Source organism: Streptococcus suis, from assembly GCA_024583055.1.
GTDB lineage: Bacteria > Bacillota > Bacilli > Lactobacillales > Streptococcaceae > Streptococcus > Streptococcus suis_V.
The window spans coordinates 560160-580155 of sequence record CP102145.1 but is presented as its reverse complement, the minus strand read 5'-3'; the positions used below and the strand labels follow the sequence as shown (position 1 = coordinate 580155).

Annotated in this window: 22 protein-coding genes; 18 read left to right on the top strand and 4 right to left on the bottom strand. The window is 45.4% G+C overall.

From position 1 onward, the window contains the following. Positions 1–16: 16 nt before the first annotated feature. The 3 genes from NQZ91_02820 to NQZ91_02810 all read right to left on the bottom strand — a co-directional run bounded on the left by NQZ91_02820 (position 17) and on the right by NQZ91_02810 (position 2060). Entirely contained in the window at positions 17–1462 is a 1446-nt protein-coding gene (locus NQZ91_02820; GenBank protein UUM58319.1) for a UDP-N-acetylmuramoyl-L-alanyl-D-glutamate--L-lysine ligase, read from the bottom strand. A gap of 81 nt (positions 1463–1543) precedes the next feature. Continuing rightward, the gene (locus NQZ91_02815) at positions 1544–1795 is read right to left on the bottom strand and encodes a hypothetical protein (GenBank protein UUM58318.1); all 252 of its coding nucleotides are present in this window, start codon (positions 1793–1795) and stop codon (positions 1544–1546) included. A 1-nt stretch (position 1796) separates the two neighbouring features. Next, a complete protein-coding gene (locus NQZ91_02810; protein UUM58317.1) occupies positions 1797–2060 on the bottom strand; it encodes a hypothetical protein in 264 nt (87 codons plus the stop codon). A gap of 206 nt (positions 2061–2266) precedes the next feature. Between NQZ91_02810 and NQZ91_02805 the strand changes: the two genes are divergently transcribed. The 17 genes from NQZ91_02805 (at position 2267) to NQZ91_02725 (ending at position 17131) form a co-directional block, all read left to right on the top strand. Then, complete coding sequence (locus NQZ91_02805) at positions 2267–3367, top strand: cystathionine gamma-synthase (GenBank protein ID UUM58316.1); 1101 nt, start codon at positions 2267–2269, stop codon at positions 3365–3367. Beyond that, entirely contained in the window at positions 3360–4538 is a 1179-nt protein-coding gene (locus NQZ91_02800; protein UUM58315.1) for a pyridoxal phosphate-dependent aminotransferase, read from the top strand. The genes NQZ91_02805 and NQZ91_02800 overlap by 8 nt, the downstream gene beginning before the upstream one ends. A 35-nt stretch (positions 4539–4573) precedes the next feature. Beyond that, on the top strand, positions 4574–5107 hold the full coding sequence (locus tag NQZ91_02795) for a sugar O-acetyltransferase (protein UUM58806.1): 534 nt from the start codon (positions 4574–4576) through the stop codon (positions 5105–5107). Positions 5108–5272: 165 nt separating this feature from the next. Further along, complete coding sequence (gene upp / locus NQZ91_02790; protein ID UUM58314.1) at positions 5273–5902, top strand: uracil phosphoribosyltransferase; 630 nt, start codon at positions 5273–5275, stop codon at positions 5900–5902. Between the two features lie 110 nt (positions 5903–6012). Further along, on the top strand, positions 6013–6603 hold the full coding sequence (locus NQZ91_02785; protein ID UUM58313.1) for an ATP-dependent Clp protease proteolytic subunit: 591 nt from the start codon (positions 6013–6015) through the stop codon (positions 6601–6603). 84 nt (positions 6604–6687) lie between these two features. Further along, positions 6688–6960 carry a DUF2129 domain-containing protein gene (locus NQZ91_02780; GenBank protein ID UUM58312.1) on the top strand — a complete coding sequence of 91 codons (273 nt, stop codon included), beginning with the start codon at positions 6688–6690 and terminating at the stop codon, positions 6958–6960. Between the two features lie 152 nt (positions 6961–7112). After that, the gene (locus tag NQZ91_02775; protein UUM58311.1) at positions 7113–8288 is read left to right on the top strand and encodes an ABC transporter substrate-binding protein; all 1176 of its coding nucleotides are present in this window, start codon (positions 7113–7115) and stop codon (positions 8286–8288) included. 73 nt (positions 8289–8361) lie between these two features. Then, positions 8362–9231, top strand: coding sequence for a branched-chain amino acid ABC transporter permease (locus NQZ91_02770; protein ID UUM58310.1), 870 nt, complete (start codon positions 8362–8364; stop codon positions 9229–9231). Between the two features lie 4 nt (positions 9232–9235). Further along, positions 9236–10207: a branched-chain amino acid ABC transporter permease gene (locus NQZ91_02765; GenBank protein UUM58309.1), complete on the top strand. Its 972-nt coding sequence runs from the start codon at positions 9236–9238 to the stop codon at positions 10205–10207. After that, the gene (locus NQZ91_02760) at positions 10188–10952 is read left to right on the top strand and encodes an ABC transporter ATP-binding protein (protein UUM58308.1); all 765 of its coding nucleotides are present in this window, start codon (positions 10188–10190) and stop codon (positions 10950–10952) included. Before NQZ91_02765 ends, NQZ91_02760 begins: the two co-directional genes overlap by 20 nt. Further along, entirely contained in the window at positions 10952–11662 is a 711-nt protein-coding gene (locus NQZ91_02755; protein ID UUM58307.1) for an ABC transporter ATP-binding protein, read from the top strand. Before NQZ91_02760 ends, NQZ91_02755 begins: the two co-directional genes overlap by 1 nt. A 485-nt stretch (positions 11663–12147) precedes the next feature. After that, the gene (gene pyrF, locus NQZ91_02750; GenBank protein UUM58306.1) at positions 12148–12840 is read left to right on the top strand and encodes an orotidine-5'-phosphate decarboxylase; all 693 of its coding nucleotides are present in this window, start codon (positions 12148–12150) and stop codon (positions 12838–12840) included. 34 nt (positions 12841–12874) lie between these two features. Continuing rightward, positions 12875–13507 carry an orotate phosphoribosyltransferase gene (gene pyrE, locus NQZ91_02745; GenBank protein UUM58305.1) on the top strand — a complete coding sequence of 211 codons (633 nt, stop codon included), beginning with the start codon at positions 12875–12877 and terminating at the stop codon, positions 13505–13507. 90 nt (positions 13508–13597) lie between these two features. After that, complete coding sequence (locus NQZ91_02740; protein ID UUM58304.1) at positions 13598–14518, top strand: glycosyltransferase family 2 protein; 921 nt, start codon at positions 13598–13600, stop codon at positions 14516–14518. Between the two features lie 12 nt (positions 14519–14530). Continuing rightward, complete coding sequence (locus NQZ91_02735; protein ID UUM58303.1) at positions 14531–15184, top strand: uracil-DNA glycosylase; 654 nt, start codon at positions 14531–14533, stop codon at positions 15182–15184. Continuing rightward, the gene (locus NQZ91_02730; GenBank protein ID UUM58302.1) at positions 15181–15843 is read left to right on the top strand and encodes a hypothetical protein; all 663 of its coding nucleotides are present in this window, start codon (positions 15181–15183) and stop codon (positions 15841–15843) included. The genes NQZ91_02735 and NQZ91_02730 overlap by 4 nt, the downstream gene beginning before the upstream one ends. 19 nt (positions 15844–15862) lie before the next feature. Then, positions 15863–17131 carry a dihydroorotase gene (locus NQZ91_02725; protein UUM58301.1) on the top strand — a complete coding sequence of 423 codons (1269 nt, stop codon included), beginning with the start codon at positions 15863–15865 and terminating at the stop codon, positions 17129–17131. Between the two features lie 138 nt (positions 17132–17269). Here the strand turns inward: NQZ91_02725 and plsY are convergent, their stop codons facing one another. Beyond that, complete coding sequence (gene plsY, locus NQZ91_02720) at positions 17270–17911, bottom strand: glycerol-3-phosphate 1-O-acyltransferase PlsY (protein ID UUM58300.1); 642 nt, start codon at positions 17909–17911, stop codon at positions 17270–17272. A 139-nt stretch (positions 17912–18050) separates the two neighbouring features. Here plsY and parE point away from each other — a divergent pair, with 139 nt between their 5' ends. Then, positions 18051–19994, top strand: a complete 1944-nt coding sequence (gene parE, locus NQZ91_02715; GenBank protein ID UUM58299.1) for a DNA topoisomerase IV subunit B — start codon at positions 18051–18053, stop codon at positions 19992–19994. The last annotated feature ends 2 nt before the right edge of the window (positions 19995–19996 follow it).

Here is a 19996-nt window from a genome sequence, read left to right as displayed (position 1 = left end):
CCCGGGCTCTTATTATTTATAGATATTTCCGTGCAACTTCCAAGTCGCCGTCGTAAGGAGCATGCTCTCCATTGACAATCTGGTAGGCATCGGCGCCTTTCCCTGCGATAATGACCGCATCTTGACCACCAGTCGTTTGGCTCATGGCTTTTGCAATGGCTTCTTCACGGTCCAAGATAAAGTCGCTGGGTCTAGTCATGTAGGAACGAATTTCTGCGGCAATGGCAGCAGGATCTTCTCGGTTAGGGTCGTCTGCTGTCAAGATGACTTCAATCTGCGGATAGTTGTTGAGGAGGAGACCGAAGTCCTTGCGGCGGCTTTCTCCCTTGTTACCAGGAGCGCCTAAAATCAAGATGACCTTACCTGTCTGGTGTTCCAAGACAACATCGATTAACTTTTTCACGCTGTCACCGTTGTGGGCGTAGTCCACGAAGACCTTGGCACCGTTTTGCTGGATCAGGACTTCCATGCGACCAGGAACATTGGTTTGGGCAATTCCTGTGTGAATGTCCTCCAGACTTGCACCCAAGCGGAGACAGGCTAGGCCGGCTGCGATGGCATTTTCTTGGTTGAAACCACCGATCAGCTGGATGTCGTAGTGACCAGCTAATTTGCCGGTCACTGTGAAGTCAAAACCTGCTGACTGAGTGATTTCATTTTCAGAGCTCGGTCCATAAAAGTCATGGTCTTTGGAGCTGACTTGCTCTTTCACGACTTCAAAATGGTCCATTCCAGCATTGACAATGACTGCTCTGCTATTGTCCATCAAAAGACGCTTGTGGTAGAAATAGTCCTCAAAAGTCGGATGCTCAATGGGGCCGATGTGGTCGGGGCTGATATTGAGGAAGACGCCGACATCAAAGGTCAGCCCGTAAACCCGCTTGACCAAGTAGGCCTGGCTGGACACCTCCATAATCAAGTGGCTCATGCCGTTCTTGACCGCCTCCGCCATCATGGCAAAGAGGTCCAGGCTTTCAGGCGTGGTCAGGGTGGACTTAAAGAAAGTCTTGCCGTCCAGTGTGGTGTTCATGGTCGAAAGCATGGCAGGCTTGTGGTTGATTTTAAGAATGTTAAAAGCAAAATAAGCCGCCGTTGTCTTACCCTTGGTGCCGGTGAAGGCCAGGAGTTTGAGCTGTTTCTGGGGATGACCATGAAATTCCATAGCAATCAGGCTCATGGCCTGCTTGATGTCATGGACGATGATAGCAGGAATGCCGACCGCATAGTCGATTTCAGACACGTAAAAAGCCAGCCCATCCTCGATAGCTTTTTCCAGAAATTCTTTCTTAAAGGCCAAACCCTTGGCAAAAAAGAGGGTCGTTGGGCTAACAGTCCGGCTGTCATAGCTGAGAGCGTCAAACTGGACATCCGTCCAAGTGTTATCAATCTGATTATTTTGTTTGATCTGGCGGAAGTTGTCATCCGCTTTTAAGATGTCTACTACACGTTCAATTTTTATCATGTTTCTATTGTAAACCTATCAGTGACATTTGACAAGTCAGGACAAGAAAACCCTCTGGGAAATGCACGAGAGGGCAAGTAACTAGGCAATGAATTCTAACCAGAATCCCAAGAAGACGATTCCGACACAAAGATAAATCAACCAATCCTTTTTCAGATTGCCCTTCTTGGAAAAGAAGGATTGGTAGAGAGTGAAAGGAATCAAAATCGGTTGTAAGTATATCCACCAGTTATATTCATTGTCCAAAATAGCTCCCAAACTATATAGTATCAAGCAAATGGCCATGTAAAAATCCAGGCTGCGGTAAAACTGATTGTTAAACTGTTTGAACATTTTAGTAGCTCCTACATATCACGATAGCACCAAGCCACAGAAGTAGCAAGGCAATGACAAGCCAAATGGTTCTGGTTTTCGAAAAGCGATGCTTGGGTTTGAAAAAGGCCCGATAAGCATGAATGAGCAGAGTCAGAGATAAAAACAGATTTAAAGGCAGGTACTGACTTTCCGGGTAACTAAGCCAGATATGTCCAATCTGAATCAGCCAGAAAATCAACCAATAAAACTCCGAATAGCGATAAAAATCTTTTTGGAATGTCATAGGAACCTCCTTTGAAAGCTCTTTCACAAGTATAGTATATCAATTCTTAAGGATGTAGTCCAGGATTTTTATGCAAAAGTTCACGGGGTGTTATAGCTAAAAACTATAAGAAAGTTCTAGTTTTTCCTATAGGAAATCTTCGGTTTCTTTCCCAAAAATAAGCCAATTTCTGCTAGACTAGTAGATATAGAAATGAGGTAGAGAAGATGACAGAATTAAAAATAGATACGATTTTGGCCCGGACGGGCATAAATAGTGACGAGAAGTCGGGAGCCCTCATATCGCCTATCCACCTTTCGACTACCTACCAGCATCCGGAGTTCGGCCAGTCCACAGGGTTTGATTATACCCGCACCAAAAATCCGACCCGTACTAGTTTGGAAAAAACTCTGGCAGCGATAGAGAAGGCGGACTATGCCCTAGTGACCAGCTCAGGAATGGCGGCTCTGGTATTGCTTTTCAACGGCTTTCCGGTCGGCAGTAGAATTGTGGCAGCGCGTGATCTCTACGGTGGTTCTTTCCGCTGGTTTAACGAGCAGGAGAGCCTGGGGCGTTTCAGCTTTACCTATGCCAATAGCGAAGAGGATCTACTAGCGGCCATTGGCGACCAGACCGACTACGTTTTCCTTGAGACACCGACCAACCCGCTCATGGTGGAGTTTGACATTGCTAAGGTTTCGGCTGTCGCCCATGCCAAAGGTGCCAAGGTCATTGTCGATAATACCTTTTACAGTCCGATTTATCAAAATCCTCTGACGCTGGGTGCTGACGTGGTCCTGCATTCTGCGACCAAGTATCTGTCTGGTCACAATGATGTCTTGGCTGGAGTTCTCATGACCAATGACCAGGCTATTTACGACAAGCTCTTCTATGACCAAAATACGACTGGTCCAACTCTGTCGCCGCTGGATACCTACCTGCTCATGCGTGGTCTCAAAACCCTGTCGATCCGCATGGAACGTGCGACTCAGAATGCTCAGAAGATTGTGGCTTATTTGGAGAATAGCCCAGCAGTTACGCAGGTTTACTATACCGGCAAGGGTGGCATGATTTCTGTTAAGGTTGCAGATGAGGCGACAATTCCCCACATTCTCAACAGCCTTGCGATTTTTACCTTTGCGGAAAGTTTGGGTGGGGTGGAAAGTTTGATTACCTATCCAGCGACCCAGACCCATGCTGATATTCCAGCAGAAACCCGTCATTCCTATGGTCTGACAGACGATTTACTCCGTCTATCTATTGGAATTGAGGATGCGGATGATTTGATTGCTGATTTGAAACAAGCCTTGGAGGGATCAGATGACTAGCTATGATTTTACCAGCCGGCCCAACCGATTGGGCCAACATGCAGAAAAATGGCGTAAGGTGGAAGAGGTTTCAGACCTCTTGCCACTGTGGATTGCGGACATGGATTTTGAGCCTTTACCAGAAATCCGCCAAGCTATCCGTGACTATGCTGACCAGCACATTTTTGGCTATCCCTATGCCAGCGAGTGGCTTTATCAGTCCATTATTGATTGGGAAAGAAACCAGCATGGCTACGAGATTGAGCGCGATAACATTCTCTTGGTCGAAGGAGTTGTACCAGCTTTGACTATTGCCATTCAGGCCTTTACCAAGGAAGGTGATGCAGTCCTCATCAACACCCCTGTCTATCCTCCCTTTGCGCGGACTATCAAGCTCAACAACCGTCACTTGGTGACTAATTCTCTTGTCAAGTCAGACGGAATTTTTACCATTGACTTGGAAAAATTAGAAAAAGACATCCTCGAAAATGAGGTCAAGATTTATATTTTTTGTAATCCACACAACCCCGGTGGCCGTGTGTGGACCAAGGAAGAAGTGGCTGCTGTTGGCCAGCTCTGCCAGAAACATGGCGTCCTTCTGGTTTCAGATGAAATCCACCAGGATTTAGCCCTCTTTGGCAATCAGCACCAGTCCTTCAATACAGTTGATGACCGATTCAAGGAATTTTCGATTGTCCTATCGTCTGCGACTAAGACTTTCAATATTGCAGGCACCAAAAATAGCTTTGCCATTATTGAAAATCCAGAACTGCGGAAGATTTTTGCCAAACGTCAATTGGCCAATAACCAGCATGAAATTCCTGCTATCGGCTTGATTACCACCGAAACAGCCTTCCGTTACGGAGCCGATTGGTTGGGAGAATTGAAAAAAGTCATCGAAACAAATGTTGATTTTACAGTGGATTATCTGGAAACCCATACCAGGATTCAGGTCATGAAACCACAGGGGACTTATTTAATCTGGCTAGATTTTTCAGCTTACGGCCTGAGTCAGGCTGACCTTATGGAAAAATTAGAAAAAGAGGCTAAAGTCCTCCTAAATGACGGTCTGGTCTTCGGCAGCGACGGTAAGCAGCATGCACGATTAAATGTCGCAGCACCTTTTGATACTATCAAAGAAGCCAGTGAGCGGATTGCAAGGGTCTTTGGGAAGGAGGATAGTCTAGCTTGAACGATAAAAGAGAAGAAAAGACAGAAAAAGAAAAGATGCTGGCGGGGCAGATATACAATGCAGCAGATAGTGAATTGGTAGCCTTGCGGCAGCAGGCCAGAGTTTACCGCCAGGCCTTTAATGCTGCAGAGTTGGACAGCTCCAAACGAACAGAAATTGCCAAGCAGTGGCTGGGAACAACGGGGGAGCGGATTTACATCGAATCACCCCTGACCTTGGACTATGGTTGCAATATCCACGTCGGAGAAGATTTTTATGCCAATTTCAACTGGACTGTTTTGGATACTTGCCCTGTGACCATCGGAAAGAATGCTATGTTGGGACCAAATGTTCAGTTTTACACAGCCCTTCATCCGCTCAAGGCAGAGGAACGCATTGCTGGACCTGAATATGGAGCGCCGATTGAGATTGGCGATAATGTCTGGATTGGTGGGGGTGCTATTATCTTGGCTGGCGTGACCTTGGGTGACAACGTCGTGGTCGGAGCGGGTTCTGTCGTGACCAAATCTTTCGGAGACGATGTCGTACTGGCTGGCAATCCGGCCCGTGTTATTAAGACCATTGACTAGATAAAAAGTATTCTCAACTACAATGATGACATTCTTCTAAAATGAAAAAATGATTTCAATCTGGTTTTGGCAAGCATTTTTCCTGAAATTTTGGTAGAATATAGTGACATGAAACTTCACAGTCTCTAATGTCCGCAATAAACATCAAAGAGAGGTTTTATCATCATGGGGAAATTCCAAGTTATTTCACACCCACTTATCCAGCACAAATTGTCTATCCTTCGTCGGACGACAACTTCTACAAAAGATTTCCGTGAGCTGGTTAATGAAATTGCCATGCTAATGGGCTACGAAGTCTTGCGTGACTTGCCATTGGAAGATGTAGAAATCGAAACACCGATTACAAAGACGGTTCAAAAGCAGATTGCAGGTAAAAAATTGGCAATCGTTCCAATCCTGCGTGCCGGTGTAGGTATGGTGGACGGCTTGCTCAGCCTAGTACCAGCAGCCAAAGTTGGTCACATCGGTATGTACCGTGATGAAGAGACCCTCCAACCCGTTGAATATTTGGTGAAATTACCAGAGGATATCGACCAACGCCACATCCTTGTTGTGGACCCAATGCTTGCAACAGGTGGTTCAGCTATTCTTGCTGTTGATTCGTTGAAAAAACGTGGTGCATCCAATATCAAATTTGTGGCCCTCGTATCAGCTCCAGAAGGTGTAAAGGCTCTTCAAGAAGCTCATGCAGATATCGACATCTACACAGCTGCCCTGGATGAAAAACTCAACGAAAAAGGCTATATCGTCCCTGGTCTGGGAGATGCAGGTGACCGCCTCTTCGGTACAAAATAAGTAGATAAAGAAATCAGCTCGGCTGGTTTCTTTTTCTGTGTTAAATATTTGACCAATTTTGACTATTGGTATATAATAGGCACATATCTATCTCGAAAAGGAGTATTCTTATGATTCCAGTAGTTATTGAACAAACCAGTCGTGGTGAGCGTTCTTATGATATTTATTCCCGTTTGCTCAAGGACCGTATCGTCATGTTGACAGGACCGGTGGAGGACAATATGGCTAATTCTATCATTGCCCAATTGCTCTTCCTCGATGCGCAAGATCCGACTAAAGACATTTATCTCTATGTCAATACCCCAGGTGGATCTGTGTCAGCAGGTCTTGCTATCGTGGATACCATGAACTTTATCAAGGCAGACGTCCAGACAATTGTTATGGGAACAGCAGCATCTATGGGAACCATCATTGCATCTAGTGGTGCCAAGGGCAAACGTTTCATGTTGCCAAATGCCGAGTACATGATCCACCAACCAATGGGTGGAACTGGTGGCGGTACACAACAAACCGACATGGCAATTGCTGCAGAGCACTTGCTTAAAACCCGTAATAAATTAGAAAAAATCTTGGCTGACAATTCAGGTAAAACAGTCAAGCAAATCCACAAGGATGCGGAGCGTGATTACTGGATGACCGCTGAAGAAACCTTGGCATACGGCTTCATTGACCAAATCATGGATAACAGCAAAACTAAATAAAATAAGGAAAGGGCTGGATTTGGTCCTTTTCATTTTCCCTGGAAAAGGGTATAATTATAGATAGAAATGTCTGAGGAGAAGTCCATGTTTGAGAAAAAAGAACGCACCAGCCTAACTGTTTATTTGCATTATAATCGGGATTCCAGAAAACTCAACCACTACGGTGACATGATTTACCATTCGAAGCGCCTGCGTTATGTTATATTATATGTTAATGCAGAAAAAGCTGAGGAAGTCATGAGCAAGCTCAAAAAAGAGAAGTTTGTCAAAAAAGTAGTTCCTTCCTACATCAAGGAACTGGATCAGAATTTTGTTGGCAATCTATGGCGGGACGAGCAAAATCCCGTTACTTTGTAATTAGAGAAGGAGTAGGTTTAAATGAGCCTGCTTTTCTTTTTGTTGGAGCTGTAAAAATTTTAAAAAATTTTTATCATTTTTGTTGACAATTTTCTGATAATTCTGTATATTAGATACATCGTAAAAATTTAAGAAAGTTTTAAGGTATTTTCATGAAAACAAGAAAATTTGCAGTAGCAATCGCTACATTTGCTTCAGCAGCTCTCCTTGCTGCCTGTGGCGCAGCTCCAACAAGCACTTCATCAGCAGCTGGTAACGAAGCTGGTGACACGATTAAATTGGGTTACAACTTGGAATTATCAGGTGCTGTAGCAGCATACGGACAAGCTGAGAAAAACGGTGCTGACCTTGCTGTTGAGGAAATCAATGCAGCTGGCGGTGTCGACGGTAAACAAATCGAAGTTGTTTCAAAAGACAACAAATCTGACAACGCTGAAGCAGCGACTGTTACAACCAACCTTGCAACAGAAGAAAAAGTTCTTGCGATGATTGGTCCTGCAACATCAGGTGCAGTAGCTGCGGCAACTCCAGGTGCGACACAAGCAGGCGTTCCATTGATTACACCTTCTGGTACACAGGACGATTTGACAGCTAAAGATGGTAAGGTTGAAGAATATGTCTTCCGTTCAACTTTCCAAGATAGCTTCCAGGGTCAAGTCTTGGCTACATTTGCGACAAAGACACTTGATGCTAAGAAAGTTGTTCTTTACTCAGACAACTCAAGTGACTACGCAAAAGGTATCGCTAAAGCCTTCAAAGAAGCTTACAAGGGTGAAATCGTTGTTGAAGAAACTTACCAATCTGGCGATAAGGACTTCCAAGCTGCTTTGACAAAATTGAAAGATCAAGATTTTGATGCAATCATCATCCCAGGTTACTACACTGAAGCTGGTTTGATTACAAAACAAGCGCGTGAAATGGGTATCGACAAGCCAATCCTTGGTCCTGACGGATTTGCGGATGCTAAATTCATCGAAGGTGCTGGCAGCAAGAATGCGACAAATGTTTACTACGTATCTGGTTACTCTACTAAAGTAGCACTTTCTGACAAGGCAACAAGCTTCGTTGATGCTTATAAGAAGAAGTTCGGTGAAGAGCCAAATATGTTTGCAGCCCTTGCTTACGATGCAGTCTACATGGCAGCTGATGCAGCAGAAGGTGCAAAAACTTCAAAAGATGTAGCAACAAACCTTGCTGGCTTGAAAGACTTTGAAGGTGTAACTGGTCCAATCTCAATCGATGAAAACCACAACCCTATCAAATCTGCTATCATGGTTAAATTGGAAAACGGTGCAGAAGCTTCAGCAGAAGCAGTAAGCGCTGAATAAGCTAAAAAATGCAATCTGGGGAGGCTTGGACCTCTCCAGATATTATTTATGTTATAGAAAGTTTGGTGACTATATGCTCCAGCAATTGGTGAATGGTCTTATCTTGGGAAGTGTCTATGCCTTGATTGCCTTGGGTTATACCATGGTTTACGGCATTATCAAGTTGATTAACTTTGCCCACGGTGACCTTTATATGATGGGGGCCTTTATTGGTTATTATCTGATTAATGCCTTCCAGCTAAATTTCTTTGTTGCGCTTGTTTTGACCATGGTATTAACAGCAGCCTTGGGTGTGCTGATTGAATTCTTGGCCTACCGTCCATTGCGCAACTCAACTAAGATTGCGGCCTTGATTACGGCTATCGGTGTGTCCTTCTTCCTTGAATACGGTATGGTTTATCTCTTTGGTGCCAATACACGTGCCTTCCCTCAAGCTCTTGAGACGGTTAAATTCAACCTTGGTCCGATTACTGTGACCAATGTTCAGTTGACGATTTTGGGTGTCTCTGTTTTCCTCATGTTGGCTCTGCAATTTATCGTCCAAAAAACCAAAATGGGTAAGGCCATGCGTGCGGTTTCTGTAGACAGTGACGCGGCTCAGCTCATGGGAATTAACGTCAACTCGACCATTAGTTTTACCTTTGCTCTTGGGTCTGCTCTTGCAGGTGCGGCAGGGGTCTTGATTGGTCTTTACTATAACTCTGTGGAACCTCTGATGGGGATGGCGCCAGGTCTTAAGGCCTTTGTAGCGGCCGTTCTCGGTGGTATTGGTATTATTCCAGGTGCGGCTCTCGGTGGCTTTATCATCGGTCTCTTGGAAACCCTGGCGGTAACTGTAGGTCTTTCCAGCTACCGTGATGCAGTTGTATATGGTATCTTGATTATCATCCTCTTGGTGCGTCCAGCAGGTATTTTAGGTAAAAATGTGAAGGAGAAGGTGTAAGTTTATGAAACAAAATATCAAACCAATTTTAACCTGGCTTGCTCTTGTCCTTGTTATCTTTGCAGTTCTTTCTGCCTTGATTGGCTCTGGTGCCCTGGGGCTTTACTATATACAGATTTTGATGGGGATTGGAATTTCTATCATCATGGCTTTGGGAACCAACCTTGTTCTCGGTTTTTCAGGTCAGTTTTCGCTGGGGCAGGCTGGTTTTATGGCAATTGGTGCCTATGCGACAGCTATTTTGACCAAGGCTAATCCTACCTATGCAGGCTTTTATCTGTCTATTCTTGTGGGCTGTCTTGTAGCTGCCCTGGTAGCCCTGGTGGTCGGTATCCCAACTCTTCGTCTAAAGGGTGACTACTTAGCTATTGCAACCCTTGGTGTGGCTGAGATTATCCGTATTGCCATTATCAATGGTGGTGACTTGACAAACGGTGCTGCTGGTTTGACAGGCATCTTGCCGTATACAACTTGGACAGTTGTCTTTCTATTTGTGGTAGTGTTGACGGTTCTGATTCTCAACTTCTTATGGAGCTCATTTGGCCGTCAGGTTATCGCTGTGCGTGAAAATGAAATCGCTGCGGAGTCCATGGGAGTTAATACAACCAAAGTCAAGGTAACAGTCTTTGTTATCGCGGCTATCCTATCAAGTATCGCAGGTTCTCTCTACGTTGGTTATATCGGTACGGTTGTTCCTAAAGACTTCACTATCATGCGTTCGATTGATTACTTGATTATCGCGGTGCTTGGTGGTTTGGGCTCTATGACAGGTACGATTTTGGCGGCCCTTGTTCTTGGTTTCCTCAATATGTTCCTGCAAAATTTCTCAGACCTTCGGATGATTATTTACTCATTGGCTCTTATTTTGGTCATGGTTTTCCGTCCAGGTGGTCTGCTCGGTACATGGGAATTAACCTTCTCATCATTCTTTAAGAAAAAAGCGAAGGAGGGCAAAGATGGCACTTCTGGAAATTAAAAATTTGACCAAGCACTTCGGTGGTTTGACTGCTGTTGGCGACGTTACCATGGAGCTCAATGAAGGTGAGTTGGTCGGCTTGATTGGTCCTAACGGTGCTGGTAAGACAACCCTCTTCAACCTTTTGACCGGTGTTTACGAGCCGAGCGAGGGAACTGTGACGCTTGACGGTCACTTGCTTAATGGGAAAGCTCCCTTCAAGATTGCTTCCTTAGGTTTGTCACGAACATTCCAAAACATTCGTCTGTTCAAGGATATGACGGTTTTGGAAAATGTATTGGTTGGATTTGCCAATCATCACAAACCGCATCTCTTGGCTTCCTTCCTGCGCTTGCCTAAGTATTACCAGAGCGAGGCGGATTTGAAGGCTAAGGCTATGGAACTCTTGGCAATTTTTGATTTAGACAAGGATGCAGACTCGCTGGCGAAGAACCTTCCTTATGGTCAGCAACGTCGTCTGGAAATCGTTCGTGCCCTTGCGACAGAACCGAAAATTTTGTTCTTGGATGAGCCAGCTGCTGGAATGAATCCACAAGAAACCGCAGAATTAACAGAGCTTATACGTCGCATTCAAAAAGAATTTGGCATAACTATTATTTTAATTGAGCACGATATGAGCCTGGTTATGAAAGTGACTGAGCGGATTTATGTGCTGGAGTACGGCCGTTTGATTGCCCATGGAACTCCTGAAGAAATTCGTGCCAACAAACGTGTTATCGAAGCATATCTTGGGGGGGAAGTTTAATGGCAATGTTAGAAGTTAAAGACCTTTCTGTCAACTACGGTGCAATAGAGGCTGTAAAAGATGTCAGCTTTGAAGTCAATGAGGGAGAAGTTGTCACCTTGATTGGTGCCAATGGTGCTGGTAAAACCTCTATCCTTCGTACCATCTCGGGCCTTGTTCGTCCATCAGCTGGAAGCATTTCTTTCCTTGGAAATGAAATCCAAAAAGTTCCTGCTCGTAAAATCGTTGCGGACGGCTTGTCACAAGTACCAGAAGGTCGCCACGTCTTTGCGGGTTTGACCGTTATGGAAAACTTGGAAATGGGTGCCTTCCTTCGTAACAACCGTGAGGAAAATCAGGCAAATCTGAAAAAGATTTTTGACCGTTTCCCACGCTTAGAAGAACGTAAGAACCAAGATGCTGCGACCCTTTCAGGTGGTGAGCAGCAGATGTTGGCAATGGGACGTGCCTTGATGAGTCAACCAAAACTTTTGCTCCTTGATGAACCATCAATGGGCTTGGCACCAATCTTCATTCAAGAAATTTTTGATATCATCCAAGATATCCAAAAACAAGGTACTACAGTCCTCTTGATTGAACAAAACGCCAACAAGGCACTCGCAATCGCAGACCGTGGCTACGTCCTAGAAACAGGAAAAGTTGTCCTCTCTGGAACAGGAAAAGAACTCCTTGCATCAGATGAAGTCAGAAAAGCGTATCTGGGTGGCTGACATGCTATAATAATGCTACAAGGGTTTCATTCAGTTGTATCACGGAGTTGCTACTTCTGAAATCCAATACGAAAGGAGTGTAGCACTCTAATTTAATACTTAGCGAGCAATCAGTAAATCTGGTTGCTTTTCTTGCTTTAAAGCTGTAAATCAAAAATATGGCAGTCTATTGTTGACTTGTGATTGTTTCATGAGTGTTTTCATTTTTGTAATCCAGTTTGTACCTCACAATCAAATTTAGCTCTCTAAAACAAGATCACTTTCCATCCTCAAGTTCATCTTTTGTCCTTATTTGTAGCAGAAATTCTCAAAACTGTTGACAGAAATCAAATAAAATAGTAGTATAGAGTCAAATAGAACCTTTAACTGAGTCCAGAGAGGCTGGAAAGGTATCATGGTAAGCATCTTAGAAGTCGAATTTCTAAGCTCATTTCGTGAACCCTGTCCAGAGTTGGCAGGGTTTTTCTGTGTACAGAAAGGATACTATGAAAGAAAAACGTCCCATTATTGCCTTGGATTTCGCAAGTAGTCAAGAAGTCGTTGATTTTTTGACTCATTTCCCAAGTCAGGAAAAACTCTATCTCAAGGTTGGAATGGAGCTCTACTATGCGGAAGGTCCGGCTATTATCAAAGACCTGAAAGACCGCGGGCACAGCATTTTCCTAGACCTGAAACTTCATGATATTCCCAATACAGTCCAATCGGCTATGTCGGTGTTGGCCAAGCTGGGTGTTGATATGACCAATGTTCATGCAGCTGGGGGCGTAGAGATGATGCAATCGGCTAGAAAGGGACTGGGACCTGGACCAATCTTGATCGCTGTGACCCAGCTGACCTCGACTTCGGAAGAGCAGATGCAGGCGGATCAGAATATCCAGACTAGCCTGGTGGATGCAGTGGTCCACTACGCCAAAAAGGCTCAGGAAGCAGAACTGGACGGTGTCGTTTGCTCGGCTCAGGAGGTCGATTTGATCAAGCAGGCCACTGGTGCGGCCTTTGCCTGTCTGACACCAGGAATTCGACCAGCTGGTAGCGAAGTGGGTGATCAAAAACGGGTTGTTACTCCAGCACAGGCGGCCAGCATTGGCAGTGACTATATCGTGGTCGGGCGTCCCATCACGCATGCGGCCAATCCTTATGAAGCATACCTGGCTATCAAAGAAGAGTGGAATATCTAAATAAACAATATTACTAATCTAAAGGAGAATTATCATGGCACTAGCAACAGAAATTGCATCACATTTGTTGGACATCAAGGCGGTTCATTTGCGACCAGAAAAGCCTTTTACTTGGGCGTCTGGCATCAAGTCACCTATTTATACGGACAATCGTATCACGCTTTCTTATCCGGATACCCGCAACCTGATTGAGGATGGTTTTGTTCAACGAATTGAAGAGGAGTTTCCAGAAGTAGAAGTGATTGCAGGTACGGCAACGGCTGGCATTCCGCACGGAGCCATTATTGCAGACCGCATGAATCTGCCATTTGCTTACATCCGTAGCAAACCAAAAGAGCACGGGGCTGGTAATCAACTGGAAGGTCGCATTGTCAAGGGGCAGAAAATGGTTATCATCGAAGATCTGATTTCGACAGGTGGTTCTGTCTTGGATGCAGTGGCAGCGGCTCAACGTGAAGGAGCAGAGGTACTTGGTGTGGCAGCCATTTTCACCTACCAATTGCCTGTGGCAGACCGGAATTTTGACAACACTGGTGTCAAACTGGTGACGCTCAGCAATTATTCTGAACTTATAAAAGTCGCAAAAGTGCAGGGCTACATCAATGCGGATGGCTTGACTCTCTTGAAAAAATTCCGCCAGAATCCTGAAACTTGGTTGGAGAACTAGTTTTCACAGCAAAATCGCCTGATTTCTGGGAACATTGCCCCGAAAATGGTATAATGTTGGGAAAACAATTGACCGTATGAGGAGAAGTGTATGATTTCAGTAATCGTTCCTTGTTTCAATGAGGAAGAGGCGATTCCCTATTTTTACGACGCCATGGAAGTGGTCCGTAGGAAGATGAGGGAGCAATTTGAGTATATTTTTGTCAATGATGGTTCCAAGGATGGGACGCTCAAGGTTCTTCGGCAGTTGGCTGCTGAGGGCAATGGTGTCCGCTACATTTCCTTTTCCAGAAATTTTGGCAAGGAGGCCGCTCTTTATGCCGGCCTGCAGGCTGCGCAGGGTGAATTGGTGACCGTCATGGATGTGGATTTGCAGGATCCACCAGAAATGCTCACCCAGATGAAGTCCATCTTGGATGCTAATCCAGAACTGGACTGTGTTGGCACCCGTCGTGTCAGCCGTGATGGCGAGCCGCCTATTCGGAGCTTCTTTGCAAAGCTTTTCTACAAGCTGATGAACAAGATTAGCCAGGTAGAAGTGGTGGACGGGGCCCGCGATTTCCGTCTCATGCGCCGACACATGGTAGATGCTATCCTGTCTGTTTCAGAGTACAATCGTTTTTCAAAAGGAATTTTTGCCTGGGTTGGTTTTGAGACAGAATACCTGCCTTATGAAAATGTTGAGCGGGTGGCTGGTGAAACCAGCTGGTCCTTCTGGAAGTTGCTGTCCTACTCGATTGAAGGGATTATCAATTTTTCAGATACGCCGCTGAATATTGCATCCTATACTGGTTTCTTCACTTTCCTCCTGTCCTTGGTTTTGATGGTTGTCGTTGTCTTTAAGACTCTGGTCTTCGGGGATCCGACAATCGGTTGGCCGTCAACTATCTGTATCATCCTCTTTTTAGGTGGCTTGCAGTTAATGACGATTGGTATTTTAGGTAAGTATTTGGCCAAGGTTTTCTTGGAAACCAAGCATCGACCGGTTTATATCATCAAAGAGAAGAAGTAAGAGGTAGTCAGCATGGAGCATTCTGCTTGGCATGATCGGATAAAGGCCTTGTTGCCGGAGCATTATTTTGGCAACATCAATCAGTTTTTGGACCAGGTTTATTCTGACGGAACTGTTTATCCACCCAGGGAAAAGGTATTTGCAGCCTTGGAAAAGACGGCTTTAGAAAATGTAAAAGTGGTCATTTTGGGGCAGGATCCCTATCACGGACCTGGACAAGCACAAGGGCTATCCTTTTCAGTCCCAGATAGCATTCCAGCTCCGCCATCTCTCCAAAATATCCTAAAAGAGTTGGCTGAAGATGTCGGTGTCAAACAAGGTCATGATTTAACCAGCTGGGCTGAACAGGGCGTTCTATTACTCAATGCTTGTTTGACAGTGCCGGCCGGTCAGGCCAATGGACATGCTGGACAAATCTGGGAGCCCTTTACGGATGCGGTAATCAAGGTGGTCAATAGTCTGGACCAACCAGTTGTCTACATTCTTTGGGGAGTTTATGCCCGGAAGAAGAAGGTTCTTATTAACAATCCTAAACATTTGATTATAGAGTCGGCCCATCCAAGTCCGCTTTCAGCCTACCGAGGCTTCTTTGGAAGTAAGCCTTTTTCACAGGCTAATGCCTTTTTGAAACAGGCTGGGAAGGAAGAGATTGATTGGCGAAGATGAAGTTAATTGAAGGAATGAAAATGACCGATTTTGAAAGAGATATATCATTCTTTGAGGCTTTGGATGAGAAGAACTTTAGCCTTGCTCACCAGCTTTATGAAGAAGGAGTTGTAAGGCTGGATGATGCCCATATTTCAGGCCATTTTTGGTTACGAAATCAACGGATTTATTTGGCGATTGCCGAGAAGGAAATGGACTTGGCAAAAGAGTTGGCTCAGACTAATCTTGTTTTGGCGCGAGAACATAGCCAGGCTGAGGAATTTTTTCTGAGAGAATTGCAGCCAGTGGCCTTGCGCCAGGTGGCAGATGTAGAGCGAGAAGCAGGCAATTATCAGCAAGCTTTGGAGTTTCTTGAAGAGGAAGCATCTTTACTATTTGAATACAATGAGTCTCAACTTGTTGGTAATACTTATGAGCAAGCCTATTTGCATTTTCTAATGGGAGATATGGAGTTGGCAGAGCAAGAGATGCGAAAAGTACTCAAGGAGGCAGCTCGTATTGTGTTTCCCTATTTGGAAGCTAGTGCCAATCGTGTCTTGGGAGAAATCACCAAAGAGTGCAGCTATTTTGAACGAGCTAAGGAACTTTACTTAGAAGTAGATGACCAGATTAGTGCTCAAGAAGTGGAGCAAATGGTTGAAGCTGTGGCTAAACAGTAGCATTTAAAAAGGAGTATTCATGCTGTTAATTAAAAATGGTCGCGTCATAGACCCGCAGTCCGGTCTGGATACAGTCGCTGATATTTTAATAGAAAAAAAGAAAATCATCAAGATTGCTGAGCAGATTGAGGTAGATGCGGAACAAGTTATCGATGCTAGTGGCTTGGTTGTTGCGCCTGGCCTGGTGGATGTCCATGTTCATTTCCGTGAGCCTGGTCAGACCCACAAGGAAGATATTCATACAGGGGCTCTGGCGGCAGCAGCGGGTGGTTTTACCTCGGTTGTCATGATGGCTAATACCAATCCGACCATTTCGACAGTGGACACCTTGAATGAGGTTCTGCAATCGGCCAGCAAGGAAAACATCCATATTTACAGTGTGGGAACCATTACCAATCAATTTAATGGCCAAGATTTGACGGATTTTGACGGGCTCCTAGCTGCGGGTGCTGTAGCTCTTTCTGATGACGGCATTCCATTGACAAATGCTGGTGTGGTGCGAAAAGCTATGCAGGAGGCTAAGAAATTGGATTGCCTGCTAAGCCTCCACGAAGAAGATCCAGATTTGAATGGTATTCTAGGTTTGAACGAGCAAGTCGCTGCCAAGCATTTTCACGTCTGTGGCGCGACTGGTGTGGCTGAATACAGCATGATTGCTCGTGACGTCATGATTGCCTATGAAACGGGTGCCCGTGTTCATATCCAGCATCTGTCCAAAGCTGAGTCTGTCAAGGTGGTCGAATTTGCACAAGGTATGGGTGCGCGTGTGACCGCAGAAGTAGCTCCCCAGCATTTTTCTCGGACAGAAGATTTGTTGTTGACCAAGGGGGCAAATGCCAAGATGAACCCGCCTCTTCGTTTGGAAAGCGATCGTTTGGCAGTCATAGAAGGGCTAAAATCAGGCGTCATTTCAGTTATTGCGACCGACCATGCACCTCATCATGCGGATGAAAAAAATGTAGAGGACTTGACGCAAGCACCGTCTGGCATGACTGGACTGGAGACCTCTCTATCACTTGGTTTGACGCATTTGGTGGAAGAAGGGCATCTGACACTCCAAGAATTATTGGAGAAAATGACCATCAATCCTGCCAAACTTTATGGCTTGGATGCAGGTTATCTGGCTGAAAATGGACCGGCCGACCTAGTGATTTTTGATCCTACAGTCAATCGTCAAGTATCAGCAACCTTTGCCTCTAAATCCGCCAATTCTCCCTTTGTCGGTGATTGGCTCATGGGCCAAGTTCGTTATACCATTGCGGATGGACAGGTTGTATTTGAAAAATAAGTGTTTTGAAGGAGCTGGTTGGCTCCTTCTTTTTACGAACTTTTTATCAAAGTTAGCAGTTTTAGGGTTTTGAATCTTACAAAAAAGCTGCTTTATTTTTCTTTCATGATATAAAAAAACGCCTCTCGGCGCTTGAAATTATTTCTTCTTTTGCTTTGTTATATTTAATCCAAAGGGAACGAGATTTTCTTCCTGTTTCAAAATGCGTTGGATATTGTCCTTGTGTCGGATAATGACAAAGCTACCCAGAAATAGGATAATCACGGTGAACAACCAGTCATAGCTATTGACCAAGAAACCAAGGGCTGGGAAAATCAGAGCTCCAAGCATGGCCAGGGCTGCTGCCAAGACACTTGAAAAGGAAACCATGGAGGTCAGGTAGAGAGAAGTCGCGAAAATAAAGACCAGATAGAGGCAGAAGAGGGGCGCAACACCCAGCAACATGCCAGCCGATGTGGCCACAGCCTTACCTCCCTTGAAATTGGCAAAAATCGGGAAGGTATGTCCCAGAACAGCTATCAAGCCAAATAGGATAGGTGAAGGGCTATTTACATGAAAGAAAACTGGCAGGAGGGCCGCTAGGGTACCTTTGAGAAAGTCGATGGCAAAGACCGCCATTCCAGCTTTCTTACCCAGGATACGGAAGGTATTGGTCGTCCCAGTATTGCCCGAACCATGTTCTCGGATGTTGATGTTGAAAAAGGCTTGTCCAATCCAGAGACCTGACGGAATCGAGCCCAGTAAATAAGCTAATATTAGAAGTAAAATTGTCTGTAACATACTTAGATTATAGCATAGTTGTCCGGCTTTTTCATCAAATAGTCAAGTTTGCCCTGTTCCAGCCGAAATAGCAGAAATTTTTTGCAAAAATGCTTAAAAACTTGTAAGATAGTAAAGACGATATGTATGGAGGTCAGATTTGGCTAAGAAAGAGATAAACATAAATAATTATAACGACGATGCCATTCAGGTGCTGGAAGGGTTGGATGCGGTTCGCAAACGTCCGGGGATGTATATTGGTTCGACCGATGGCAATGGACTGCACCACATGGTTTGGGAAATTGTCGATAATGCGGTCGATGAAGCACTGTCAGGTTTTGGTGATCGGATTGAGGTGACCATTAACAAGGACGGTAGTTTGTCGGTAGCAGATAAGGGACGGGGGATGCCAGTCGGTATGCACGCAACTGGGAAACCGACGGTTGAGGTCATCTTTACCGTTCTTCACGCTGGTGGTAAGTTTGGTCAGGGTGGCTATAAGACCTCTGGAGGTCTCCACGGGGTTGGTTCTTCGGTGGTCAATGCTCTGTCCAGCTGGCTTGAGGTGGAAATTACCCGTGACGGAGAGATTTATAAACAGCGCTTTGAGCAGGGCGGCAAGCCAGTTACGACTTTGGAGAAAATCGGCACAGCTCCAAAATCAAAAACAGGTACCAAAGTCACCTTTATGCCCGATGATAGTATCTTCTCAACGACTGATTTCAAGTTTAACACCATTGCCGAGCGCCTAAAGGAATCAGCTTTCTTGCTCAAGCAGGTCACCATAACCCTGACAGATGAGCGAACAGGTGAGCAGGAGGAGTATCACTACGAAAATGGGGTGCAGGACTTTGTCACTTATCTAAACGAGGACAAGGAGACCTTAACACCAGTTCTCTATTTTGAGGGAGAGGAGTCTGGTTTCCAAGTCCAGGTGGCCATGCAGTACAATGACGGCTATTCGGACAATATCCTGTCCTTCGTTAACAACGTTCGTACCAAGGACGGCGGTACTCATGAAACTGGGCTGAAACTGGCCATCACCAAGGCCATGAACGACTATGCCCGCAAGACCAACTTGCTCAAGGAAAAGGACAAGAACTTGGAAGGCTCTGACTACCGTGAAGGTTTGTCTGCGGTCCTTTCTATCCTTGTACCAGAAGAGCATTTGCAGTTTGAAGGGCAGACCAAGGACAAGTTGGGAAGCCCACTTGCTCGTCCTGTGGTGGACGGCATTGTGTCGGACAAGCTGACCTTCTTCCTTTTGGAAAATGGTGAACTGGCTTCAAATTTGGTTCGCAAGGCTATTAAGGCCCGCGATGCGCGCGAGGCTGCCCGTAAAGCCCGTGATGAAAGCCGAAATGGCAAGAAAAACAAGAAGGACAAGGGGCTTTTGTCTGGTAAGCTGACTCCGGCCCAGTCTAAAAATCCTGCCAAGAATGAGCTTTATCTGGTCGAGGGGGATTCTGCCGGTGGTTCTGCCAAGCAGGGCCGTGACCGCAAGTTTCAGGCGATTTTGCCTCTGCGTGGTAAGGTTATCAATACGGCCAAGGCCAAGATGGCGGATATCCTCAAAAACGAGGAAATCAATACCATGATTTACACCATTGGTGCAGGCGTGGGGACGGATTTCTCTATCGAGGATGTCAACTATGACAAGATTATCATCATGACCGATGCAGATACGGATGGAGCTCACATTCAGACCCTCTTGCTGACTTTCTTCTATCGTTACATGCGACCGCTAGTAGAAGCAGGACGGGTTTACATCGCCCTTCCGCCTCTCTACAAGATGTCAAAAGGTAAGGGCAAGACTGAAAAGATTGCCTATGCTTGGTCTGATGGAGAATTAGAAGATCTCCGCAAGGATTTTGGCAAGGGTACGATTCTTCAGCGCTACAAGGGGCTTGGTGAGATGAATGCTGACCAGCTATGGGAGACAACCATGAATCCTGAAACGCGAACCCTTATCCGTGTCACCATTGAAGACCTAGCCCGTGCTGAACGCCGTGTGTCCGTCCTCATGGGCGACAAGGTCGAGCCACGCCGCAAGTGGATTGAGGATAATGTTAGGTTTACGCTAGAAGAAAACACAGTATTTTGATG